This is a genomic window from Paraburkholderia nodosa (genome assembly GCF_001718195.1).
GTDB classification, from domain to species: Bacteria; Pseudomonadota; Gammaproteobacteria; order Burkholderiales; family Burkholderiaceae; genus Paraburkholderia; species Paraburkholderia nodosa_A.
This window is the reverse complement of record NZ_MCNV01000003.1, coordinates 282,299-305,699: the sequence shown is the minus strand read 5'-3', so window position 1 is coordinate 305,699 and position 23,401 is coordinate 282,299. Positions and strand designations below refer to the sequence as shown.

16 protein-coding genes are annotated in these 23,401 nt (G+C 67.5%); 6 read left to right on the top strand and 10 right to left on the bottom strand.

Features of this window, described 5'->3' with window-relative positions:
* Positions 1–143 precede the first annotated feature (143 nt).
* The 6 genes from BFD71_RS07635 to BFD71_RS07610 all read right to left on the bottom strand — a co-directional run bounded on the left by BFD71_RS07635 (position 144) and on the right by BFD71_RS07610 (position 8,782).
* Positions 144–1,205, bottom strand: a complete 1,062-nt coding sequence (locus BFD71_RS07635) for an adenosine deaminase (RefSeq protein ID WP_083245121.1) — start codon at positions 1,203–1,205, stop codon at positions 144–146.
* Positions 1,206–1,245: 40 nt separating this feature from the next.
* Positions 1,246–2,304, bottom strand: a complete 1,059-nt coding sequence (xdhC, locus tag BFD71_RS07630) for a xanthine dehydrogenase accessory protein XdhC (RefSeq protein WP_069262663.1) — start codon at positions 2,302–2,304, stop codon at positions 1,246–1,248.
* Between the two features lie 118 nt (positions 2,305–2,422).
* The gene (gene xdhB, locus BFD71_RS07625) at positions 2,423–4,780 is read right to left on the bottom strand and encodes a xanthine dehydrogenase molybdopterin binding subunit (RefSeq protein ID WP_370684260.1); all 2,358 of its coding nucleotides are present in this window, start codon (positions 4,778–4,780) and stop codon (positions 2,423–2,425) included.
* Between the two features lie 23 nt (positions 4,781–4,803).
* Positions 4,804–6,360 (bottom strand): xanthine dehydrogenase small subunit, encoded by a 1,557-nt coding sequence (gene xdhA, locus BFD71_RS07620; protein ID WP_069262661.1) that lies wholly within the window; start codon positions 6,358–6,360, stop codon positions 4,804–4,806.
* A 373-nt stretch (positions 6,361–6,733) separates the two neighbouring features.
* Positions 6,734–7,264 (bottom strand): disulfide bond formation protein B, encoded by a 531-nt coding sequence (locus tag BFD71_RS07615; protein ID WP_069262660.1) that lies wholly within the window; start codon positions 7,262–7,264, stop codon positions 6,734–6,736.
* Positions 7,265–7,402: 138 nt separating this feature from the next.
* Positions 7,403–8,782: an amidase gene (locus BFD71_RS07610; RefSeq protein WP_069262659.1), complete on the bottom strand. Its 1,380-nt coding sequence runs from the start codon at positions 8,780–8,782 to the stop codon at positions 7,403–7,405.
* Between the two features lie 213 nt (positions 8,783–8,995).
* On the opposite strand from BFD71_RS07610, the gene BFD71_RS07605 reads away from it, so the two are divergent.
* Together BFD71_RS07605 and BFD71_RS07600 are read left to right on the top strand one after the other, a co-directional pair.
* Positions 8,996–10,753, top strand: a complete 1,758-nt coding sequence (locus tag BFD71_RS07605) for a cation:proton antiporter (protein ID WP_069262658.1) — start codon at positions 8,996–8,998, stop codon at positions 10,751–10,753.
* A gap of 133 nt (positions 10,754–10,886) precedes the next feature.
* Positions 10,887–12,257: a gamma-glutamyl-gamma-aminobutyrate hydrolase family protein gene (locus tag BFD71_RS07600; RefSeq protein ID WP_069262657.1), complete on the top strand. Its 1,371-nt coding sequence runs from the start codon at positions 10,887–10,889 to the stop codon at positions 12,255–12,257.
* Between the two features lie 81 nt (positions 12,258–12,338).
* Here the strand turns inward: BFD71_RS07600 and BFD71_RS07595 are convergent, their stop codons facing one another.
* On the bottom strand, positions 12,339–12,878 hold the full coding sequence (locus BFD71_RS07595) for a GNAT family N-acetyltransferase (RefSeq protein WP_069262656.1): 540 nt from the start codon (positions 12,876–12,878) through the stop codon (positions 12,339–12,341).
* 344 nt (positions 12,879–13,222) lie between these two features.
* Between BFD71_RS07595 and BFD71_RS07590 the strand changes: the two genes are divergently transcribed.
* A complete protein-coding gene (locus tag BFD71_RS07590; RefSeq protein WP_069262655.1) occupies positions 13,223–14,518 on the top strand; it encodes an MFS transporter in 1,296 nt (431 codons plus the stop codon).
* A gap of 83 nt (positions 14,519–14,601) precedes the next feature.
* On the opposite strand, the gene BFD71_RS07585 is transcribed toward BFD71_RS07590, so the two are convergent.
* Positions 14,602–16,539, bottom strand: a complete 1,938-nt coding sequence (locus tag BFD71_RS07585) for a tetratricopeptide repeat protein (protein ID WP_069262654.1) — start codon at positions 16,537–16,539, stop codon at positions 14,602–14,604.
* Positions 16,540–16,692: 153 nt separating this feature from the next.
* On the opposite strand from BFD71_RS07585, the gene BFD71_RS07580 reads away from it, so the two are divergent.
* From BFD71_RS07580 to BFD71_RS07570, 3 genes are all read left to right on the top strand, one after another.
* Positions 16,693–17,013, top strand: a complete 321-nt coding sequence (locus BFD71_RS07580) for an ArsR/SmtB family transcription factor (protein ID WP_256094522.1) — start codon at positions 16,693–16,695, stop codon at positions 17,011–17,013.
* Positions 17,010–18,068, top strand: coding sequence for a cation diffusion facilitator family transporter (locus BFD71_RS07575; protein WP_069262652.1), 1,059 nt, complete (start codon positions 17,010–17,012; stop codon positions 18,066–18,068). The genes BFD71_RS07580 and BFD71_RS07575 overlap by 4 nt, the downstream gene beginning before the upstream one ends.
* 409 nt (positions 18,069–18,477) lie before the next feature.
* A complete protein-coding gene (locus BFD71_RS07570) occupies positions 18,478–20,166 on the top strand; it encodes an FAD-dependent monooxygenase (RefSeq protein ID WP_069262651.1) in 1,689 nt (562 codons plus the stop codon).
* A gap of 46 nt (positions 20,167–20,212) precedes the next feature.
* Here BFD71_RS07570 and BFD71_RS07565 read toward each other — a convergent pair whose 3' ends face one another.
* The gene (locus BFD71_RS07565; RefSeq protein WP_042260984.1) at positions 20,213–20,452 is read right to left on the bottom strand and encodes a formate dehydrogenase subunit delta; all 240 of its coding nucleotides are present in this window, start codon (positions 20,450–20,452) and stop codon (positions 20,213–20,215) included.
* Positions 20,453–20,456: 4 nt separating this feature from the next.
* Entirely contained in the window at positions 20,457–23,393 is a 2,937-nt protein-coding gene (gene fdhF, locus BFD71_RS07560) for a formate dehydrogenase subunit alpha (protein ID WP_069262650.1), read from the bottom strand.
* Between the last annotated feature and the right edge of the window lie 8 nt (positions 23,394–23,401).

Genomic DNA, 23,401 nt, shown 5'->3' with positions numbered 1-23,401 from the left:
GCTTACTCTGGTCCCATGCCAGAAGGGCACGCGCGAGGGCCCACGGTCCGGCGCTCGCGCGCTGGACCGGATTCGTGTGACAGCCCGGGCTGGGGCTTGCTGTGCGGACGAGTCCGCTTTTCAGTTTGCGCCTGAGTCGACGCTTAAGCCGTTGCGCGACGCCAGTTCGCGTCGAGCTTCGCGATCAGCGCGGCGCGCTCTTCGGGCGTGACGAACGACGCCTCGAAGCCGTTGCGCAGGATCGTGTACACCTCGTCGTCGTCGAGCTCGAGCGCTTCGATGATGGCGCGGTAGTTCTCGTTGACGTAGCCGCCGAAGTAGGCGGGATCGTCGGAATTGACGGTCACTGCGACGCCCTTGTCGAGCAGGGCCTTGAGCGTGTGCTGCGTCATGTCGTCGAACACGCACAGCTTGGTGTTCGAGAGCGGGCACACCGTGAGCGCCACGCGCGTGTCGGCCAGACGCGTGACGAGCGCCGCGTCTTCGATGCTGCGCACGCCGTGATCGACGCGGTCGACCTTGAGCAGGTCGAGCGCTTCGTAAATGTAGGAGGGCGGACCTTCCTCGCCTGCGTGCGCGACGAGCTTCAGCCCCAACGCCCGCGCCTTCTCGAACACGCGCTCGAATTTCGAAGGCGGATGACCGCGCTCCGACGAGTCGAGGCCCACGCCGATCAGGCGCGCATAGCGCTCGAACAGCGGGCGCGCGGCTTCAAAGGTGGCGAGCGCATCGGCTTCGCTCAGGTGGCGCAGGAAGCACAGGATCAGCTTGCTCGTGAGGCCGCGCTTTTCGGCGTCGCCAAGCGCACGGTCGATGCCCGCGACCACGGTTTCGATCGGCACGCCGCGTTCGGTGTGCGTTTGCGGATCGAAGAAAATTTCGGTGTGCACGACGTTGTCGGCGAGCGCGCGCTCGCAGTACGCCATCGTCATGTCGTAGAAGTCCTGCTCCGAGAGCAGCACGCTCGCGCCCGCGTAGTAGATGTCGAGGAACGACTGCAGGTCGGTGAACGCGTAGGCGGCGCGCAGCGCGTCGATCGAGTCGTAGGCGAGCTTCACGTTGTTGCGCTGCGCGAGCGCGAAGATCAGCTCGGGTTCGAGCGAGCCTTCGATATGGATGTGCAGCTCGGCCTTCGGCGCATTGGCGGCCTTTTCGACGAGCGCCTTGGCGTTGGCGGCGGTGTTCGCGGTAGTCGTGATCGTCATGTTAGGTTCGATTCGCTGATGGGTTCTTCAGTGTTTGACATCACGCGGAATGGGTGGCGGGGGCATGCGCCGCGCTCGCCCGCTTCGCCGCTTCGATCGCCTGCAGCAGTTGCGCGGCGGCCGACACGGCGATGACTTCGGGCGACTTGTCGACGATACCGTCCACGCCGAGCGGGCAGTGCATGCGCGCGATCTGCATGGGATCGATGCCGCGCGCGGCGAGCCGGTGCTCGAACTGCTTGCGCTTCGTGTGCGAGCCGATCATGCCGAAGAACACGAAGTCGCCGCGGCGCAGGATGCGCTCGGCGAGATCGAGGTCGCGCGAATGATCGTGCGTCATCACGATGAAGCTCGTGCCGGGCGGGGCCGTGTCGACGGCTTCGTCGGGCGCGTCGTTGGCGTCGATCGCCACGTTGGGCGCGTTCAGCAGCGCGAACGCCTCGGGCGTCGGAAACGCCGCGTCGCGCTCATCGACCCACAGCACGCGGCAGGGCAGCGTGCCGAGCACACGCACGAGGGCCGCGCCCACATGGCCCGCGCCGAACAGCACGACGGGAAAGTCGTTCGGCGCGATGGTTTCGGTCAGGAGCAGCGCGCCGCCCGTTTCCCAAAGCAGGCAGTCGGGCGCTTCCACGCCCGGTTCCGGCTCGGACAGCATGGCCGGATCGGCCGCGGTGCCTTCGCCCTCCGGGCTCCCGTTCCGCGAGGAGCGAAATGATACGCTACGCACGGTCGACGCGCCTGCCGCGAGGCGGCGCGCGAGCGTGGCGAGCCAGCCGAGGTCGGCCACGTCGAGGCGCTCGAACGCGAGCACCACGGCGCCGCCGCAGCACTGGCCGAGGCTCGGCCCGAGCGCGAGACGCTCGAGGCGCCGCGCGTGCGGCGTGCGCATGCCGTCGCGCAGCACCTGGCGCGCGATTTCGATGGCCTTCCATTCGAGGTGGCCGCCGCCGATGGTGTGGCGGGCCGCTTCGCGCGTGACGATCATCTTCGTGCCGGCCTCGCGCGGCGCCGATCCCTCGACGCGCGCAACGGTGACCAGCACGGCGGCGTCGCCGTGCGCGAGCAGTTGCTGCAGATCGGAAAGCCAGGTTTGCATCTGGCGCTTCTCCCTACGGGGCGGCACGTTCTTGCCTGTGCCGCCGGTTTATCTTCGTGGCCTCGCGCGCGCGGCGCTTCGCGGTTGGAGTGTGCGAAGCGCCGCCCGGTTCGCGCGGTCAGTTCATTTTGCGGCTGTTTGCCTGCAGCGCGTCCAACGCATCGAGAATCGCTTCAGGCGTCGCGGGCGCACGCAGCGGCGCGGCCTCGCGCGCCTCGGGCACCGCCGCGCCCACGGCCTCGCGAATCGCGAGAAACACCGAGAACGGCAACAGCAGGGGCGGTTCGCCCACGGCCTTCGAGCGGAACACCGTCGGTTCCACGTTGTCGTTGCCGCCGCTGCGATAGAGCCTCACGTCGAACGCCTCGGGCGTGTCGCTCACCGCCGGAATCTTGTAGGTGGACGGCGCATGCGTCATGAGCCGCCCGTCGCGGTTCCACCAAAGCTCCTCGGTGGTGAGCCAGCCCATGCCCTGGATGAAGCCGCCTTCCACCTGGCCGAGGTCGATGGCCGGATTGATCGACTGGCCCGCGTCGTGCAGCACGTCGGCGCGCACGAGCTTCCATTCACCCGTGAGCGTATCGACGACCACTTCGGATACCGCCGCGCCATAGGCGAAGTAGTAGAACGGATGGCCGGTCAGCGTGCGTGCGTCCCAATGCACTTTGGGCGTGGCGTAGAAGCCATCGGACCACAGTTGCACACGCTTCATGTAGGCGAGTTCGACGAATTCGCCAAACGCAATCGCCTTACCGTTCGCTCGCACCTGGCCATCTTCGAACGCGACGTCTTCGGGCGAGCCGCCGTATTGCGCCGCCGCGAAGGCCGCGAGGCGCGCGCGGATCGTGAGCGCTGCGTCTTCGGCGGCCTTGCCGTTGAGGTCGCTGCCCGTGGAGGCGGCCGTCGCCGACGTATTGGCGACCTTCGAGGTATCGGCGGCGCTCACGCGCACGCGTGCGAGCGGCAAGCCGAGCGTGCCCGCCACGACCTGCGCGACCTTGGTGTTGAGCCCCTGGCCCATTTCGGTGCCGCCGTGGTTCACGAGCACCGAGCCGTCGCGGTACACATGCACGAGCGCGCCCGCCTGGTTCAGATGCGGCACGTTGAACGAGATGCCGAACTTGACCGGCGTGAGCGCCAGGCCGCGCTTGAGCACGGGGCTCGTGCGGTTGTATGCGGCGATGGCCACGCGGCGCTCGTGATAGCGGCTCGACGCAAGCAGTTCGTCGGTCAGCGGCGCGAGCACGTTGTCCTCCACGCGCTGGCCGTACGGCGTGACATCACGCTCGCCGATGCCGTAATAGTTCGCGCGCCGCACATCGAGCGGATCGCGGCCCAGTGCGCGCGCGATCTCGTCGAGCATCACCTCCATCACGAGCGCGCCTTGCGGGCCGCCGAAGCCGCGAAACGCGGTGTTCGACTGCGTGTTCGTCTTGCAGCAGAGCGCGACGATTTCGACATCCGAAAGAAAGTAGGCGTTGTCGAAGTGACATACCGCGCGCGTGGCGACCGCGCCCGAAAGATCGGCCGAATAGCCCGCGCGCAGCGCGATCTCGACGCGCGCGCCGAGCAGCCGTCCTGCGTCGTCGTAGCCCGCCTCGTAGGTGTAGAGCGCGTCGTGGCGCTTGCCGGTGATCATGAAGTCGTCGTCGCGATCGGCGCGCAGCTTCACGGGGCGCTGCAGCTTGTGCGCCGCGAGCGCGGCGACGCACGCGAACAGCGCCGACTGCGATTCCTTGCCGCCGAAGCCGCCGCCCATGCGCCGGCATTCGCAACTCACGCGATGCGCGGGCCAGCCGAGCGTATGCGCGACGACCTGCTGCATTTCGCTCGGGTGCTGTGTCGAGCTGTAGACGAGCATGCCTGTCTGCTCCTGCGGGAGCGCGTAGGCCACCTGGCCTTCGAGATAGAACTGCTCCTGGCCGCCCACGGCAAACGTGCCCGCGAGGCGATGCGGCGCCGCGGCGAGCGCGGCATCGGGTGCGCCGCGCACGAGACGCAGCGGGGGCAGCACGTAATGCTGGAGCGTGCGCGCCTCTTCGATGCTGAGAACGGGTTCGAGCGGCGCGTAGCGCACGACGTCTTCGCTGGCGGCGAGCCCTGCAGCGCGGCGTGCGAGCTCGTGGCTCGTGGCGATCACCGCGAACACGGGTTGCCCGAGATATTGCACGACGTCGCTCGCGAGCACCGGATCGTCGTGCACGACCGGGCCGCAGTCGTTCTCGCCGGGGATGTCGGCGGCAGTGAGCACCGCAAGCACGCCCGGCGACGAGCGCACACGGTCGAGATCCAGCGCGACGATGCGTGCGTGCGCATGGCGCGCGAGGCCGAGCGCCGCGTGCACGGTGCCGTGCAGTTCGGGAATGTCGTCGGTGTAGCGCGCCTCGCCGCTCACGTGGGCATCGGCGGATTCGTGCGGTAGCGGCGCGCCGAGCGCGCGCTCGTGGGCGTGCTCATCGCCTTGCTGCGGGCGCATGACGAGCGCTTCGGCCTGATCGTTCATGGCGTGACTCCCGCGGCTGCAGTGCCCTGGTCATCGTCGTCGCCTTCGGCGAAAGCGAACGCGTTGACGTCGCACAGCGCGAGCGGGGCCTCGTCGCGCGTTTCGAGCCAGCAGCGCCACAGCAGATTGCGCGCGACCTTCAGGCGATAGGCACCGCTCGCGCGCATGTCAGTGAGCGGCTGATAGTCGGTGGCGAGCGCATCCATCGCGCGCTGCGCACTGGCCTCGTCCCAGCGTGCGCCGGTGAGCGCGGCTTCGGCAAGCGCGGCGCGCTGCGGGATCGCGGCCATGCCGCCGTAAGCGATACGTGCGCTCGCGAGTGTGCCGTCCTCGCGCACGTCGAGTGCGAACGCGGCGCACACCGCCGAGATATCCTGGTCGTAGCGCTTCGAGACCTTGTAGGTGCGAAAGCGCAGTGTCGGCGCGGGGCGCGGCACGCGGACCGCTTCGACGAATTCGCCCGCTTCGAGCGCGTTCTGCTGGTAGCCCGTGTAGAAGGCCGCGAGCGGCAGCGTGCGCACGTGCGCCGCGCGGCGCAGCACGAGCGTGGCATCGAGCGCGAGCAGCGCGGGCATGGAGTCGCCGATCGGCGAGCCGTTCGCGACGTTGCCGCCGAGCGTCCCCGCATTGCGAATCGGCAGCGAGGCGAAGCGCGCCCACAGTTCCGCGAGTTCGGGGTAATCGATGGCGAGCGCGGCGTAGGCAGCTTCGAGCGAGACGGCCGCGCCGATCGTGAGCGTCTGCGCGTCGCGCGAAACGGTCGTCAGTTCCGCGACGTTGCCGGTGTAGATGAGGTCGCCCAAGTCGCGGAACTGCTTCGTGACCCACAGGCCGATATCGGTGCTGCCCGCGAGCACCCGCGCGTCAGGATGCGCGGCACGCAGCGCCGCGAACGCGGCGAGCGTGCGCGGCGCGTAGAGCGTGCTTTCACCGTGCGCGGCGCCTCGCACGTCGGGGCCGCGATATTCGAAGGTGCCGGTGCGCTGCAGCGCGCGCAGCTGCGCTTCGACGCGGGCGCGATCGAGCGCCACGCGTGCATGGCAGGTTTCGTCGAACATGCGCAGCGACGCTTCGATGATCGGCCGGTAGCCGGTGCAGCGGCAGAGGTTGCCCGAGAGCGCCTCGTTGATCTCCTCGCGGGTCGGCAGGCCCGCACCGATGGGCTGGTTCTCGTAAAGCGCCCACATGGACATGACGAAGCCCGGCGTGCAGAAGCCGCACTGCGAGCCGTGGCAATCGACCATCGCCTGCTGGACCGGGTGCAGTGCGCCGTCCGGCTGGCGCAGGTCTTCGACGGTATAGAGCGCGCGTCCATCGAGGGTCGGCAGGAACTGGATGCAGGCGTTGACGGCCTTGAGCGCGAGATGACCTTCGCTGTCGAGTTCACCCACGACGACCGTGCACGCGCCGCAGTCGCCCTCCGCGCAGCCTTCCTTGGTGCCGCAGGCATGCAGATCCTCGCGCAGATGCTGAAGCACCGTGCGCGTGGGAGGCAGGTCGCGCACTTCGTGCACGGCGCCTCGGTGGAGGAAGCGGATGGTTTGCGTTGTCATGGTGAACCCGGGGACATTGCGGATCAGGCGCGCGTTACGAGAGGGGCGCGCCAACACCGGCCTCGCGCACGTAGATCGCCATCCAGTTCCGAAGATAGCACCGCTTGCCGCAGGAAAGTATTTCCCCCGCAAGATGGGGGTTATGTGACTTGGGTCATGACGCCGTCACAGCGCGCACGGCGGCGCAACGCCGCTGCGTGCGGCAATCGCGCCCGGATGGCCGGGGAAGGTGCGCAAGTCGTGCGCGATTCGATGCTACGGTGCAAGGCTCACGCTCGCCTCGCGCTGGCGGGCGGGCCGCCCGATGGCTGGGCGGCGCAAGCGTTTGAAGAGCCGGCGGAGCCTGAAATGGCGCGGTGCGCCCTTTGACCGGTCAGCGGCGGATGCCGGGCCACGACACCTGGCGGCGCCGGTTGCGCCACAGGCTCAGGATCACGGCCAGGAACACGATGATGAAGGCGAGCAGCGACCACACCGGCATGGTCAGGCCGAGCGTCGGCGGATAGGTGGTTTCGCAAAGACCCTGGACCTTGAACACGCCGGGCAGCCAGTGCGCGAAAGGCAGGCTATCGACGATGGGCTGCAGCGTGTCGAAACCGCAGCTGTAGTTGGGGAACGCCTGCACCCAGACGAGCTTCGCGGACGCGACTGCGCCGCCTGCCGCCGAAAGCACCACGAGCGCTTCGAGCACGCGCACGCCGCGCCAGCTCGTCATACGCGCGCCGAGAAAGGCGAAGACCGCAATCAGGATCAGGAAATAGCGCCCCAGGATACACAGCGGGCACGGGTCCTGATGCTCGACATACTGGAAGTACAGGGCGCCGCCCAGGAGCGCGAGGCAGATCAGGCCAAGGAGGACCAGCAGGCCGCGCTCGCGGCGCAACAGCGCGTTATCGTCGTTCATGAGGCTCGTTCGTTCGGGTTATCTGGCGCAGCGCACGGGCGGCTGCGACGGCGTGACGGGATTCTAGCGCGAAGGTTGCGCGCGGCGCGGACGTGTCCTTGCCCGCGCGCAGGGGGGCTCAAGCGATTTCCGCTCAAATCAGCGCAGCGGCGCGAGCACGGCCTCGACGCCGCGGCCAATGGCGAGCAGCGCGTCATCGTTGTCGGGCGCGGCGGCGAGCATCAGCCCGACTGGCGCTGCGCCGTAGTGGTGGCATGGCAGCGAGAGCGCGCAGGCATCGAGGAAGTTGAACGCGCTCGGGTTGCGCAGCACGAGTGCATTAGTGCGCGCGAAGACATCGTCGTCGGCGGCAAGCGGGGCGACGGGCGGCGGCGCGATGGGGACAGTCGGCGCGATCACGGCGTCGAAGCGCGACCAGAGCGTAGCCTGCGCCTCGGCCATGACCGACGCGCGCGCGGCGATCAGATCCAGATAGTCGACGGCCGTCGCGTGCTCGCCCTTCAGGATGCGCACCAGCACGCGCGGGTCGTACTGGTCCCGATGCTTCGCAATCAGCTCGCGATGCCATGCATACGCTTCCATCGGCGAGAAGCCGATGCGGTTGATCTCGGCGAAGCGCTCGAAGGCGGCGAAGCGGACTTCGCTCACGATCGCGCCGGCGGCATCCAGATGCTTGAGCGCCGTATCGATCGTTTCCGCGACTTCGGGGTCCACGTCGTCGGTCACGTAGTGGGTCAGCACGCCGAGGCGCACGCCTTCGAGGTGGCGCGTGGCCGGCACGTGCGGCGCGAGCCCGGCGAGCACGCGGTCCGTGAGCGCGCAGCACGCCACCGTGTTGCCGATCGGGCCAAACGAGTCGAGCGTGGTGGAGAGCGGCACGCCGCCCGTTTTCGGAATGCGCCCGGCGGTGGGCTTGAAGCCCGTGAGACCGCAAAACGCGGCGGGAATGCGAATGGAGCCGCCGGTGTCGGTGCCGAGCGCGACGGCGGCCATGCCGTCCGCGACCGAGGCCGCCGCGCCCGAGGACGAGCCGCCCGCCACGCGCGCGTCGCCTGCCACGCCGCGGCGCCAGGGCGAGAGCGGCGTGCCGTAGTGCGGATTCAGGCCGAGCCCCGAGAACGCGAATTCGCTCATGTTGGTGCGGCCGACCAGCACTGCGCCCGCATGGCGCAGCCGCGCGACGGCGGTGGCGTCCTCTTTGGCGGGCGCCGCGTTCGCGAGCGCCGTGGAGCCCGCGCGCGTGACTTCGCCCGCCACGTCGAAAAGATCCTTCACCGAGACGGGGATGCCCGCGAGCGGCGAAAGCACCGTGCCGGACGCGCGCAGGCGGTCGTGCGCGTCGGCGGTGGCGCGCACGCGCTCGGCGTCGACCTCCGTGAAGACGGTCGCGCCCTGGCCGGCCGGGTCGGCGATGCGCTCGAGCGCGGCTTCGGCGAGCGCGCGGCTCGTCGTGCGGCCCGCGGCGAGATCGGCCGCGAGCTGGGCGAGGGGAGGGAACGGGGTAAAAGCGGTGGTCATGGCGGCGGAAGACTCGGTCAATGCGCGGCGGCGCGCTGCGCGAAGTTCAGCAAAGCAGGCGGGCGGCCCGTCGGCGAAGGGCGCCGAGGGCGGTCGGCGCCTGCAAGGGTCGCATCATTGTAGGTCGGCTTTTTTCCTCGCGTGCGATTTGGCTCACGCCGTGCATCGGGTAACATGCTCAGACTCGATAGCTATTTGTAAGGAAAGACCTTCATGCACCACGGAATCGGCTTCATTCAGGACCTGGCAGTCGTGATGGCGCTCGCAGGCGTCGTCACCGTGCTGTTTCATCGCCTGAAGCAGCCGGTCGTGCTCGGCTATATCGCGGCGGGCGTGATCATCGGGCCGTACACGCCGCCGTTCCAGCTCATTCACGACGAGCAGACCATCCAGACGCTCGGCGAGCTCGGCGTGGTGTTCCTGATGTTCTCGCTCGGGCTCGAATTCAGCCTGCGCAAGCTCTTCCAGGTGGGCGCGACCGCCATCGTCGCGGCGCTCTCGGAAATCGTGCTGATGCTGTGGATCGGCTACGAGATCGGTCGCGCGTTCGGCTGGGCCACGATGGATTCCCTGTTCCTCGGTGCGATTCTCGCCATCTCTTCGACCACGATCATCGTCAAGGCGCTCTCCGATCTCGGCGTGAAGCGCGAGCCGTTTGCGCAACTCGTATTCGGCATCCTGATCGTCGAGGACATTCTCGGCATTGCCATGCTCGTGCTGCTGGGCGGCATCGCGCAGACGGGCGAGCTTTCGCCGGGCATCGCGCTCATCACGCTCGGCAAGCTGCTGCTCTTCATGCTGGTCTCGCTGCTCGCGGGCATCCTGATCGTGCCGCGCGTGCTCGGCTATATCGCGCGCGTGGGCAACGACGAGATGCTGCTCGTCTCGGTGCTGGGCTTTTGCTTCGGCTTTTGCCTGCTGGTCGTGAAGCTCGACTATTCGATCGCGCTCGGCGCATTCCTGATCGGCGCGGTCATGGCCGAGTCGCGCCATCTGCACCGCATCGAGCATCTCGTCGCGCCGCTGCGCGATGCGTTCTCCGCCATCTTCTTCGTGACGATCGGGCTCATGCTCAACCCGCTCGTGCTGGTCGATTACGCCTGGCCGATCGCCGTGATCTCGATTGCCGTGGTGCTCGGCAAGCTCGTGTCGTGCGGCCTCGGCACCTTTCTCGCGGGCCGCGACGGGCGCACCGCCATGCGCGTGGGCATGACCGTCTCGCAGATCGGCGAGTTCTCGTTCATCATCGCCTCGCTCGGCCTCACGCTGAAGGTGACGAGCGGGTTTCTCTATCCGATCGCCGTGACCGTCTCGGCCATCACGACGCTCACCACGCCTTACCTCATCCGCATTGCCGATCCGCTCTCGCAGCGCCTCGCGCGCGCCATGCCGCCCGCCGTCTCGAACGTGTTCGGCATGTACAGCCAATGGCTGCGCTGCCTCGTGCCGCGCTCGGACGGGCCGACGATCTTTTCGCTCACGAAGCGCATCGTCGTGCAGATTGCCGTGAATCTCGCGCTCGTCTCGGCGATCTTCATCGGCGTGTCGTATGGCGCGCGCTACGCGTCGCCGTTGCTTGCACACTGGATCGGCGACGAGCGCATTCAGCGCGTCGTGCTGTGGAGCGCGGCGCTCGTGCTCGCGATGCCGTTTCTCGTGGCGGTGTGGCGCAAGACGCAGTCGCTCGCGCTGTTGCTCGCCGAAGTGAGTGTGCAGCCGGAGAAGGCAGGGCGCTTCACACGTGCGATTCGTCATGTGATTGCGGAACTGGTGCCCGTGGTCTCGATGTTCGGCGTGTTCCTGCTCGTGGCGGCGCTCTCGGGGACGATCCTGCCGCCCACGGGCTTCCTCGTCGGCGTGCTGGTGTGCGCGGCGGCGCTGACCATGCTGCTGTGGCGCTGGTGCGTGAGGATCCACGCGTCGATGCAGATTGCGTTGCGCGAGACCTTCGACGAGCGTCCGGATGCCTGACCTGAGCATGGTCGAGACGCCGCTGGTGTGACGGGATGTGAGCAATTGTGTGCGGGGGTGGCGGCGGCGTGCCGTGCGACGGATAATCAAAGCCTGTTCATTCGTTCGCGCGCCGCGCGCCTGACCCCACGTCATGAGCGATAACAAATCAGACCAACCCGAGGTCCCTGACGGCGCAAGCCGTCCTGCCGATGCCGGTCCCGCCGGCGCCCCCGCGGCCCCGTCCTCTCCTCCCGCCGGTTCTCCCGGCACTTCTGCTGGTTCTCCCTCCGCATCGCCCTCCGGTTCACCCTCTGGGGAGGCCGCGCAACGTGCCTCGACCGACGCGCCCGAAAGCGCTTCGACCGTTACGCCCAGCGCTGGGGGGGCAGCAGCGGCTTCCACGCCCGGCGAGTTGCCGAAGCAGACGCCGGCGGGCACGACGCCGAGTATTCCGATCAGCGAAACCGCCGAGGCCGGCAAGGCCGCGCCCGCGCCGGCCCCGCATACCGAACCGGCGAGCACGGGCGAGGCGGCAGCGTCTGCTGCGCCGCAACGTCCTGGTGCCGCGCCGGCCGGCTTCGGCCAGGCACCCGACTTTACGGCACATCATCCTCCGCCGCCCGGTGCCATTCCGCCGGAACCGCCGCGCTATCTGCGCGCGAGCGATTCGGCCTGGGCGGTGTTCGGCCGCATCGTCGTGGCGCGAGCGCGGCAACTGTTCGACCGCGCCGGACAGCGCATCACGCAGCGCACGCTGCGCATCGGCGTCTCGGCGCGGATCTTCCACCCGGAGCCGGGCGCGCAAGGGCTGCGCGGCAAGACGTTGCAGTACCTGGAGGAATCGATCGCACACTGGGTGATGTCCCGGGACGTCATCGTGTTCATGATTCCGACGGTCGGGCACCAGGGGATGCTGCACCCGAGCAATATCCGCCTGCGCGATTACGCGAAGCACCTCGATGGCCTGCTGCTCCAGGGCGGCGCCGACGTCTCGCCGCAGACGTATGCGGAAATCTCGCCACGCCCCGAATGGCCGGGCGACCGTGTGCGCGATATGTACGAACTCGAACTGCTGCACGAGTTCGTCGAATCGGGCAAGCCGGTGCTGGGTGTGTGCCGCGGCTGCCAGCTCATCAACGTGGCGTTCGGCGGCACGCTTTACCAGGACATCGCGAGCGACGTGCCGACGGCCGGCGTGCACGTGAGCGAGCATTACGACCAGCATCGACACGCGGTCACGTTCCCGGAGGGCTCGACGTTCGCGACCATGTTCCCGGGGCGGCGCGAGGCGATCGTCAACTCGATTCACCATCAGGCCGTGAGGAATCTCGGACGCGACCTGACCGTCGAGGCCGTGTCGGCGGGCGACGGGCTCATCGAGGCGGTGCGTTACCGGCGCTCGCCGTTCGTCGTGGGCGTGCAGTGGCACCCGGAGTTCCATCGCGCAGGCGGTCCCGAACTGCTCGACTGCACGCCGCTGCTCGACACCTTCTTGCGAACCGCGCGCGAAACCCGCTTCTGATTGCCAACCACGCTGCAACCCCATCCCGGCCGCGCGCAACCTGCGTGCGGCTTTTTTATTTCGGTCGCCTTCCTCGGAGTCCTACCTGATTCCGAGCTCGTCGAGCCGGTATACGTAACGCAGTGCGGTAATGTCGATGCCGCCCATGCGGTCGGGCTCCGAGCCGGAATAGGTCCAACCCTGGCGCTCATAGAACGCAATCGCGGGCGTGTTGCCGTCGAGCACGTACAGATAGAGCTGCGTCTCGCCCTGGGCGCGCGCCCAGTCCTGCGCTGCGCGCATGAGCCGCTTGCCGACGCCGGTGCCCTGATGCGCCGGCAGCGCATGAAGATTGTCGAGCAACACGCCCCAGGGAGAGCCTGGCTGGCGTTCGACGCACACGAAGCCCACGGCCGCACCCGATGCAAGCTCGGCGATCAGAACGAGCCGCCGTTCGCCGCCTGGCGCCTCCATGCGCGCGCGCCAGTAAGCCGCGCGCTCGGCGTCGACTTCGCGCTCGAGAAACGCAGCGGGCAGCAGCGCACGATACGTGGCCTGCCAGCTTGCGGCGTGCATGGCGGCGAGCAAGGGAGCATCGGCGACGGTGGCCGGACGCAGCGTGAGGGCGGGGATTTCGGGCATGCGGATGGCGGACGTGTGGGCGTCTGGATCAGGGCGCGCGTCGGGGGCCGCGCGCCGAGCCCTGCTGCAAGATATTTTGCCCCATTCGAGGATATTCGCGGCGGGCTTGCCACGCATGAAAGCGTGACGAAGTGTAATCGTAATAAAAATGGAAAAAATGACTTCCGTTGATGCTTTTTGCTAGCCTCTTTTAAGGAAATGCCCGAATATCTGAGTCCCGGCGCGTACCGCACAATAAAATGCCCGCGCGCGCGCCCGCGCGACCCTCGCTTTACCGCGAGTGATTGTTTCTCACTGTCCCGCGAGCCGCTCAGGCTTCCCGGTCAGTCTCTTCAGAGAGTGTCATGTCTACCGCGTCCCACGCATCCCCAGGCGAATCAAAGTTCCGGACAGTTTTCCGCGTCGTCAGCGGCAACTTCCTGGAAATGTACGATTTCATGGTCTACGGCTACTACGCTTCGGCGATCGCCCGGACCTACTTCCCGAGTGACAATGCGTTCGCTTCGCTGATGCTCACGCTGTCCGTGTTCGGCGCAGGCTTCCTCGTGCGTCCGCTCGGCGCCATCATCCTCGGCGCGTACATCGACCATCACGGCCGCCGCAAGGGCCTCATGCTCACGCTCGGCCTGATGGCGTTCGGCACGCTCGCGGTTGCCGTCGTGCCGGGTTACGCGACCATCGGCATACTCGCGCCGGCGCTCGTGCTGGTGGGTCGCCTGCTGCAGGGCTTCTCGGCGGGCGTGGAACTGGGCGGCGTCTCGGTCTATCTCTCCGAGATCGCGACCAAAGGCAACAAGGGCTTCTACGTCTCGTGGCAGTCGGGCAGCCAGCAGGTCGCCGTGGTGTTTGCCGCGCTGCTGGGCGTGCTGCTGCATCGCCTGCTGCCGGTCGAGCACATGACGAATTGGGGCTGGCGTGTGCCGTTCCTCATCGGCTGCCTGATCGTGCCGTTCCTCTTCATCATTCGCCGCTCGCTCCAGGAAACGGAGGAGTTCGCGAAGAGGAAGCATCGTCCCTCGATGGGCGAAATCATGGCGTCGATGGTGCAGAACTGGGGCGTCGTGATTGCCGGTATGGGCATGGTCATCATGACCACCGTGTCGTTCTACCTCATTACCGCCTATACGCCGACCTTCGGCAAGGAAGTGCTCAGGTTGAACGAGATCGACACGCTGATCGTGACGGTTTGCATCGGCTTGTCGAATCTCTTCTGGCTGCCGGTTTCCGGCGCGGTTTCGGACCGTGTGGGCCGCCGCCCGATGTTGATCACCTTCACTGTGCTCACGATCCTCACCGCCTATCCCACGGTGCAGTGGCTCGTGGCGGAACCGTCGTTCGGCCGCCTGCTCACGGTCGAGTTGTGGCTGTCGTTCCTCTACGCCTGCTACAACGGCGCGATGGTCGTGGCGCTCACCGAAGTCATGCCCGCCGACGTGCGCACCGCCGGCTTCTCGCTTGCCTACAGCCTCGCGACGACGATCGGCGGTTTCACGCCGGCGATCTCGACCTACCTCATTCACGTGAGCGGCAACAAGGCTGCGCCGGGTGCGTGGATGGGCGTCGCGGGCGTGTGCGGCCTGATCGCGACGCTCGTGCTCTATCGCACGCCGGAAGCGCGCAATCAGTACAAGGCGGCTTGATTTGCGGATCGGTTGATCTGCGATTTCGCGGCAAAAGCAATAAAAAACGGGGCGCTCAGGCGCCCCGTTTTTCATTGTGTCGCTTACGCGTCGCGCAACTCGCGCGCGACCGTCTCCACGACTTCCGTCCACGCATGCGGGCGCGGCTGACGCACGAGTCGCGCGCGCGGGTACCAGGGGCTTTCGTCGGTGCCCGCAAACCAGCGCCAGTCCGCGGCGAACGGCAGCATGACCCAAAGTTTTGCGCCCAGCGCGCCCGCGAGGTGGGCGATCGACGTATCGATCGACACGACGCCGTCCAGACGTTCGATCACGGCAGCGGTATCCGCGAAGTCCTGCAGCTTGCGGCCCAGCCGGTGGATCGAGCGCGCTCGCGGATGCGCGTCGAGCGCCGCGTGCTCAGCGGCGCTGAGTTCGGGCTGCAGGACGATCCAGTCGATGCCGTCGAGCGCGAAGAGCGGTTCGAGCGCGGCGAGCGCAATCGCGCGATTTTCGTGCTTCTGGATGCGTCCGGACCACGCGAGGCCGATCTTGCGCCGCGCCTGGCCGCCCAGCGAGCCGCGCCACTTGCGCCTGTAGGCAGTGCTCGCGTTGAGGTAGGGCGTGCGCGCCGGCAGTGTGTCGATGCTCGTGCCGAGCGCGAGCGGCAGCGAGAGGAGCGGGCAGTGCAGGTCGGCGGCCGGCCGCGGCGCGCCCTGCTCGACGAGCGTGACACGCCAGGCCTCGGCCGCGGGCGCGATGAGCGGCACGAGCGCGCGCTGCACTTCGAGCACGACGCGCGCACTGGCTTTCTGTGCCACGGCCACGACTTGCGGCACGAAGCGCACGAACTGAAGCGTGTCGCCGAAACCCTGCTCGGCCTCTATCAGCAGCGTGCGGCCGTTCAGGGGCTCGCCGTGCCAGCGTGGCAGCGCACTTTGCGGCGTGCGCGGCGCAATCGGTGCACTCACCTGCGGGGGCGGGGTGTAGCCCGCGCCGCGCGGTGCGTTGGCGTGCGCCTCGTCGCGTGCGGCCGGATCGAGCCGCCATTCGTACCCGGGCAGTCCACGCCGGAAGTCGCCGAGCGTGAGCCACGTGAGCGCGCGATTCAAATGCGCGGCGGCCAGATCGGGCCGCACGCGCAGCGCTTCGTCGAAGGCGCGCAGCGCGGCCGCATGGCGGCCGAGCGCGTGATGCGCCACGCCGAGCGCAAGCCAGGCGAGGGCAAATTTCGGATCGAAGCCGATCGCGCGCTCGTAGGGTCCGATGGCAGCGTCGTGGCGGCCGAGCGCGGCGAGCGCATTACCGAGCCCGAAGAGGGCAGGCCCGAAATGCGGCTGCAGCGAAAGCGCCGTTTCGAAGGCGGCCACGGCCTCGCTGTGATGGCCGGTCGCATCGAGCGTATTCGCAAGATTGAAATGCGCGGCGACGAAGCGCGGCTGCACGCGCAGCGCCTTCTGGAACTGTTCGATCGCGCTCGCGCTGTCGCCAAGCGCGTTGAGCGACATGCCGAGATTGTTGTGCGCCCCTGCATGGCCCGGGCGGATCTTGAGCGCGCGGCGAAACGAGTCGGCGGCTTCGGCATGGCGGCCGAGCGCATGCAGCGCGTTGCCGAGATTGTTGTGCGAGGAGGCGTCGCCGGGCTGCAGGCGCACGGCCTGGCCGAACGCGTACATCGCGTCCTCGTGCCGGCCGATCGCCGCATAGGCGTTGCCGAGGTTGTAATGCGCGAGGGCAAAGGCGGGTGCGAGCGTGAGCGCGTTGCGAAAGCGCTCGATCGCGCCTTCCAGTTCGCCGAGTGCCTTGAGCGCGTTGCCCAGGTTCAGCTGGAGCGCGGCGTCGTCAGGGCGCAAGGCGACCGCGCGACGCACGAGGTCCGCGGCTTCGGCGTGCTGGCCTCGCTGATGCCGCAGCACGCCGAGCAGATGCAGCGCATCGACGTGCACGGGATCGGCGGCGAGCGTCGCGCGGTAGTCGCGCTCGGCGTCGTCCAGCCGGCCGTCGCGATGTGCGGCGTACGCGCGGACAAAAAGCTGTTCCATGACTGAAGAAGCAAAACGATCGAGACACAAAGGCGGCATTTTCCCACACTCGCGGACCCGTTCCCGAAGTTGGCCGAATGTTGAATGAAAGTTGACCTGCCGCTGTTGCCGAACTAACATATGAACATCTGTTCATATGTATCGTGCGTAATCATGACCCCAGTTTCCGATGACGAGCGCATCGTACCGCTCGCCGACCTCTTCCGTTTGCTCGGCGACGCAACGCGTCTGCGTATCGTGCTCGCCTGTGTTGAGGACCGCATCGCGGTGGGGGCGATCGCCGACATGCTCGATCTGTCGCCGTCGCTCGTGAGTCACCATCTGCGGCTTTTGCGCGCCGCGCGCGTCGTGCGCGCCGAACGCGAGGGCAAACAGGTGTTCTACACGGCCGCGGACGCGCATATCAGCGCGATGATCGCCGGCATGCTGGAACATGTGGCCGAGCCCTCGGCGCAATGGCAGGAGGGCGCATGAGCGCAGCGGATCACGAACACGCGCATGACGGCGAGGGCGCCGGGAAGCACGAGGGCGAGCACGACCCTGCGCACGACGCCCACGCGCCGCACGGACAGGCTCACACGCACGGCCACCATCACCATCATCACGCGAGCGTCGCGGGCCACGGCCGCGCGTTCGCCATCGCCGTCGCGCTAAACGTCTTCATCGTCGTCGTACAGGCGGTGTACGGCGTGCTCGCGCATTCCACCGCGCTGCTCGCCGACGCCGGCCACAATCTCTCCGACGTGCTCGGCCTGCTGCTCGCCTGGGGCGCCGGGTGGCTCGCCATGCGCCGTCCGTCGGCGCGCTTCACGTTCGGGTTCGGCAGCTCGTCGATCCTCGCCTCGCTCGCCAACGCCGCGCTGCTCCTGCTCGCGTGCGGCGCGATCCTCGCGCAGGCGCTTGGCCGGCTGTTCCATCCGGCGCCGGTCGCGGGCTTCGACGTGTTCGTCGTGGCGACCATCGGCATGGTGGTCAACGGTTTTTCGGCATGGCTTTTCATGCGCGGGCAAAAGGACGACCTGAACATTCGCGGCGCCTTCCTGCACATGGCCGCCGACGCCGGTGTTTCCGCCGCCGTGGCCGTGAGCGGTCTGCTGATTCTTGCGACCGGCTGGAGCTGGATCGATCCGCTCATGTCGATCGCCGTGGTGCTCGTGATCGTGTACGGCACCTGGGGGCTGTTGCGCGAGTCGGTGCGGCTTGCCCTCGCGGCCGTGCCCGAGAACGTCGACATCGTGCGCGTGCGCGGCTTCCTTGTGCAGCAGGAGGGGGTCGTCGACGTGCATGACCTGCACGTCTGGGCGCTTTCGACCACGGGCTGTGCGTTGAGCGCGCACCTCGTGATGCCGGCTGGGCACCCCGGCGACGCCGCGCTCGATCATATGGTCGAGTCGCTCCAGGTGCGCTTCGGCATGCGGCACGTGACGTTGCAGGTAGATCTCGGCACGAGCGAGCATCGCTGCGCACTGGAGATGCCGGACGTCGCGCACAGGCACACGCCAGCGCGCGGGCATCCGCACACGCACTGAAGCGCGGCCATTCGCGCAGCGACTTCCCGCTCGATTCAAAGCGCATTTGATGCGCTGCCGCGCGACCGGTCCCGGCGCGGGCGATACACTAAGGGCCTGCTCACATGAATAACAGGCTTGCGCTGGCCACCAGAAGGGCCGAGCGCAAGGATTGCGACGAAGCGAATACTCAACGTATTCGTGAGGAGCATGACGCAGCGATCGGCCCTTCTGGTGGCCAGCCCCTGTAATGCAATTAGTTGGTTTGGGGAACGTGCCTTGCCGGCCGCATTGCAGCGTCGCGCGTCGCTTGATTGGCTCGGCCAAACGGCGCGCCGCCCTCCTTGCACTGCAGCCGGCAAGGCGCGTTCGCAAGCCTGTTATTCATGTGAGCAGGCCCTTGTATCGTGTCGAGCGCATGGAGGTCTGCATGGCCGTGGCTTCTTCTCTCGCGCCCGTGCTCATCGTGGGCGCGGGACCCACCGGGCTCGCCGCCGCGATGAGTCTTGCGCGCGCGCATATCCCCGTGCGGCTGATCGATCGCGCGCCGCAGCCCGGACGCCACTCGCGGGCGATCGGCATTCAGGCGCGCACGCTCGAGCTGTTCGAGCAGCATCGCATCGTCGAGCCGTTTCTCGAACTCGGCCACCGCGCCCATATTGCGAATCTCTATTCGAACGGTCAGCGCCGCGCGCGGCTCGACTTCGATCCGCTCTTCACGCGCTATCCCTATCTGCTCTTCATTGAACAGACGGTTACCGAACGCATCCTCGGCGGGCATCTCGCGACGCTCGGCGTGGAGATCGAGCGCGGCTGCGAACTGCTGGAGTACACCCAGGGCTCGGCCGGCGCGAGCGCGGAAGTGCGCCGCCCGGACGGGCGCGTCGAGTCGGTGCGCTGCGCTTACGTGATCGCCGCCGACGGCGCGCATAGCACCGTGCGCCATCGCCTCGACATGAAGTTCGACGGCGAGACGATGGCGCAGTCGTTCCTGCTCGCCGACCTGAGCGCGAGCACGCCCTGGTCCGACGACGAGTTCCACATCTTCGCCTCGGGCGACGGTCTCGCCGCGCTCTTTCCGTTCGGCCACGGCCGTTACCGCCTGATCGCCGATCACAAGGCCATGCTGCCCGCCGCGCCCGAAGGCACGATCCCCGTGCCCACGCTGGAAGAGTGCCGCGACATCATCCTGCAGCGCGTGCACCATCCGGTGTCCGTCTCGGACATGAGCTGGGCTTCGTACTTCAGCGTGAACAGCCGCATGGTGCGGCAGCTGCGCGTCGAGCGCACCTTCTTTGCCGGCGACGCCGCACACGTGCACAGCCCCGCCGGCGCGCAGGGCTTGAACACCGGCATCCAGGAAGCCTTCAATCTGGGCTGGAAGATCGCGCGCGTGCACGCGCGCGGCGCGCCCGAGCGCCTGCTCGACACCTATCATGCGGAGCGTTATCCGATCGAGCGGCTCGTGCTGCAGCAGACGAGCTTCATGACGCAACTGGTGGAAGCCGATCACGGCCCGCTCAAGCTGCTGCGCGAGCGCGTGATGCCGGCGCTCGTCGCGCTCGGGCCGCTGCGCGACGCGGCGCGCCAGGCGGTGAGCGAGCTGTCGATCCAGTACCGCCGCAGCCCGCTCACGCTCGAGCGCGTGCTGGACGGCGGCCCTCGCGCGGGCGAGCGCGCCCCGGATGCATTCGTGCGCGTGGTGAACGGTCCGCTTGGCAAGGCGCCGGGCAAGGGGCGCATCTTCGATCTGCACGACCCGGCGTGCTTTTCGTTGTTCCTGCTGGTGGAGGGCGACGCCGAAGCCGCAGCGGCGAAAAACGGTGCAGAGGTGAGCGCAATGCTCAAGCGTCTTGCCGAAGCCGTCGAGCGGCTGTTTCCGCAGGCGCTGCGAGTGTGGTGGATCGCCGATCTCGCCAATGGCGAGACGCCGCTGGCGGGCGAGGGCGCGGCAACGCTCACCGAATCGTACGGGCGCACGCGGCCCGCGTTTTATCTGATGCGGCCCGACGGCTATATCGGCGCGCGGGGGCGTCCCGCGTCGGACCTCAATGCCCTGCTGCGCCACTGCGAGACGTGGTACGCGGCTGCGGGCTTTGCCCAGGCGCCGGCGGTCTGAACCGCGCGGCGCCGTGCGTCTCATGTGACGGGCCGGCTGGCCCCGCTCAAGCCGCCGCGGGCGTCAGCGCCTCGCGATGCTTCGTGAGCGAGGCGAGCACGATCTCCGTGAAGCCCGCTTGTTCGCCTTCGCCATCGAGCGCCGCGAGCAGCGTGCGGCGCATACGCGGCTCCCAGAACTTGCGGATGTGCTCCGCGATGCCCGTGAGCGCTTCCTCGCGATCGGGCAGCGAGTCGAAGAACATGCCTATCTGGTTCGCCATTTCGATCAAGTGATCCGCTTTCATCGCTTTATTTCCCTGAGGTTGTAAGCGGTTCGCGCTTGCTGAGCAGCTCGAGCTGGGTGGTGTTGAAGCGCGAGTATTCGCGCTGCCACTCCGAAGGCTGCTGCACGTGGCTGACCTGTACGGCCGTCACCTTGTACTCGGGGCAGTTCGTGGCCCAGTCCGAGGCATCCGTGGTGATGACGTTCGCGCCCGACTCGGGGAAGTGGAACGTCGTATAGACCACGCCCGGCTGCATGCGCGTGCTGACTTTCGCGCGCAGCACCGTATGGCCCGCGCGCGATTCGATCCCCACCCAGTCGCCGTCGCGGATGCCGCGGTCTTCGGCGTCCACCGGATGGATCTCGAGGCGGTCCTCCTCGTGCCAGCGCGAGTTCTCGGTGCGGCGGGTTTGCGCGCCCACGTTGTACTGCGAGAGGATGCGGCCCGTCGTGAGCAGGAGCGGGAAGCGGCGCGTGACCTTCTCCGGCGAGGCGATGAACTTCGTGATGACGAATTTGCCCTTGCCGCGCACGAACTCGTCGATGTGCATGATCGGGGTGCCTTCGGGCGCATCTTCGTTGCACGGCCACTGGATGCTGCCCATCTCGTCGATCTTCTTGTACGAGACGCCGTGGAACGTTGGCGTGAGGCGCGCGATCTCGTCCATGATCTGCGACGGATGCGTGTAGTCCATCTCGTAGCCGAGCGCACGCGAGAGCAGGATCGTCACTTCCCAGTCCGAGTAGCCGGCGATCGGCGGCATGACCTTGCGCACGCGCGAGATGCGGCGCTCGGCGTTGGTGAACGTGCCGTCCTTTTCGAGGAACGACGAGCCCGGCAGCAGCACGTGCGCGTACTTCGCCGTTTCGTTCAGGAAGATGTCCTGCACGACGATGCATTCCATCGACGCAAGCGCCGCCGCCACGTGCTGCGTGTTCGGGTCGGACTGAACGATGTCCTCGCCCTGGCAGTAGAGGCCCATGAAGGTGCCGTCGAGCGCCGCTTCGAACATGTTCGGAATGCGCAGGCCCGGCTCGCTTTGCAGCGCGACGTTCCAGGCCGCCTCGAACTCGCCGCGCACGATCGAATCGCCCACGTGGCGGTAGCCCGGCAGCTCGTGCGGGAACGAACCCATATCGCACGAACCCTGCACGTTGTTCTGGCCGCGCAGCGGATTCACGCCCACGCCTTCGCGGCCGATGTTGCCCGTGGCCATCGCGAGGTTGGCGATGCCCATCACCATCGTCGAGCCTTGTGCGTGTTCCGTGACGCCGAGGCCGTAGTAGATCGCCGAATTGCCTTGCTGCGCATAGAGGCGCGCGGCGGCGCGCACCTGCTCGGCGGGCACGCCGGTCACTTCGGCCATCGTTTCGGGCGAGTTTTCCGGCAGCGAGACGAAATCGCGCCATTGCTCGAACGCGCGCGTCTCGCAGCGCTCCGCCACGAACGACTCGTTGACGAGCCCTTCGGTCACGATCACGTGCGCGATCGAGTTGATCATCGCGACATTGGTGCCCGGGCGCAGTTGCAGGTGATGCTCGGCCTTCACGTGCGCGGTATCGACGATGTCGATGCGGCGCGGATCGACGACGATGAGCTTCGCGCCCTGACGCACGCGGCGCTTCAGACGCGAGCCAAACACCGGATGGCCGTCGGTGGGGTTCGCGCCGATCACGATAATCACGTCGGAGTGATCGACCGAAGCGAAGGTCTGCGTACCCGCCGATTCGCCGAGCGTGGTCTTGAGACCGTAGCCCGTTGGCGAGTGACACACGCGTGCGCAGGTATCGACGTTGTTGTTGCCGAACGCGGCGCGCACGAGCTTCTGGACGAGGTAGGTTTCCTCGTTCGTGCAGCGCGACGACGTGATGCCGCCGATCGAATCGCGCCCGTGCTTCGCCTGGATGCGGCGGAACTCGCTCGCGGCGTAGTTGATCGCTTCGTCCCAGCTCACTTCGCGCCACGGATCGGTGATCTTCGCGCGGATCATCGGCTTCTTGATGCGATCCTTGTGCGTCGCGTAGCCCCATGCGAAGCGGCCCTTCACGCAGGCATGGCCTTCGTTCGCCTGGCCGTTCTTGTGCGGGACCATGCGCACGACTTCATTGCCCTTCATCTCGGCCTTGAACGAGCAGCCCACGCCGCAATAGGCGCAGGTCGTCACGACCGAGTGCTCGGCCTGGCCCAGCATCACGACGGTCTTTTCCTGCAGCGTCGCGGTCGGGCACGCGGCGACGCAGGCGCCGCACGACACGCATTCCGAGTCCATGAACGATTCGCTCGCGCCGGCGGCGACGCGCGATTCGAAGCCGCGCCCGGCGATGGTCAGCGCGAACGTGCCTTGCGTCTCTTCACAGGCGCGCACGCAACGATTGCAGACGATGCACTTCGACGGGTCATACGTGAAGTACGGATTCGATTCGTCCTTCTTGTCCTTCAGGTGATTCGCGCCGTCAAAGCCGTAGCGCACTTCGCGCAGGCCCGTCACGCCGGCCATGTCCTGCAGTTCGCAGTCGCCATTGGCGGGGCAGGTGAGGCAGTCGAGCGGGTGATCGGAGATGTAGAGCTCCATCACGTTGCGGCGCAGCTTCTGCAGCTGGTTGCTTTGCGTGCGCACCTTCATGCCCGCTTCGACCGGCGTCGTGCACGAAGCGGGATAGCCGCGACGGCCTTCGATTTCCACGAGACACAGACGGCACGAACCGAACGGTTCGAGCGAGTCGGTGGCGCAGAGCTTCGGCACGTTGATGCCGGCCTCGATCGAGGCGCGCATCACCGACGTGCCGGCCGGCACGGTGACGGACTGGCCGTCGATCTCGAGCGTGACGTCCACGTCGGCGTGAACGAGCGGCGTGCCGAAATCGGTATCGTCGAAGGGCGAGCGTTGCTTCTTTGCCTGGGACTTGCAGGCGCAATTGCCGGAACCGCAACCACCGGCTTGGGACATGAGCGTGTCGGACATGGTGGTTC

Excerpts from the sequence above, each read along its gene's own strand:
- xdhC (WP_069262663.1), bottom strand. The coding sequence starts at position 2,304 with ATGCAAACCTGGCTTTCCGATCTGCAGCAACTGCTCGCGCACGGCGAC.
- BFD71_RS07595 (WP_069262656.1), bottom strand. The coding sequence starts at position 12,878 with ATGCCCGAAATCCCCGCCCTCACGCTGCGTCCGGCCACCGTCGCCGAT.
- xdhB (WP_370684260.1), bottom strand. The coding sequence starts at position 4,780 with ATGCGCCCGCAGCAAGGCGATGAGCACGCCCACGAGCGCGCGCTCGGC.
- xdhA (WP_069262661.1), bottom strand. The coding sequence starts at position 6,360 with ATGACAACGCAAACCATCCGCTTCCTCCACCGAGGCGCCGTGCACGAA.
- BFD71_RS07635 (WP_083245121.1), bottom strand. The coding sequence starts at position 1,205 with ATGACGATCACGACTACCGCGAACACCGCCGCCAACGCCAAGGCGCTC.
- BFD71_RS07570 (WP_069262651.1), top strand. The coding sequence starts at position 18,478 with ATGGCCGTGGCTTCTTCTCTCGCGCCCGTGCTCATCGTGGGCGCGGGA.
- BFD71_RS07590 (WP_069262655.1), top strand. The coding sequence starts at position 13,223 with ATGTCTACCGCGTCCCACGCATCCCCAGGCGAATCAAAGTTCCGGACA.
- BFD71_RS07565 (WP_042260984.1), bottom strand. The coding sequence starts at position 20,452 with ATGAAAGCGGATCACTTGATCGAAATGGCGAACCAGATAGGCATGTTC.
- fdhF (WP_069262650.1), bottom strand. The coding sequence starts at position 23,393 with ATGTCCGACACGCTCATGTCCCAAGCCGGTGGTTGCGGTTCCGGCAAT.
- BFD71_RS07600 (WP_069262657.1), top strand. The coding sequence starts at position 10,887 with ATGAGCGATAACAAATCAGACCAACCCGAGGTCCCTGACGGCGCAAGC.
- BFD71_RS07610 (WP_069262659.1), bottom strand. The coding sequence starts at position 8,782 with ATGACCACCGCTTTTACCCCGTTCCCTCCCCTCGCCCAGCTCGCGGCC.
- BFD71_RS07605 (WP_069262658.1), top strand. The coding sequence starts at position 8,996 with ATGCACCACGGAATCGGCTTCATTCAGGACCTGGCAGTCGTGATGGCG.
- BFD71_RS07585 (WP_069262654.1), bottom strand. The coding sequence starts at position 16,539 with ATGGAACAGCTTTTTGTCCGCGCGTACGCCGCACATCGCGACGGCCGG.
- BFD71_RS07575 (WP_069262652.1), top strand. The coding sequence starts at position 17,010 with ATGAGCGCAGCGGATCACGAACACGCGCATGACGGCGAGGGCGCCGGG.
- BFD71_RS07580 (WP_256094522.1), top strand. The coding sequence starts at position 16,693 with ATGACCCCAGTTTCCGATGACGAGCGCATCGTACCGCTCGCCGACCTC.
- BFD71_RS07615 (WP_069262660.1), bottom strand. The coding sequence starts at position 7,264 with ATGAACGACGATAACGCGCTGTTGCGCCGCGAGCGCGGCCTGCTGGTC.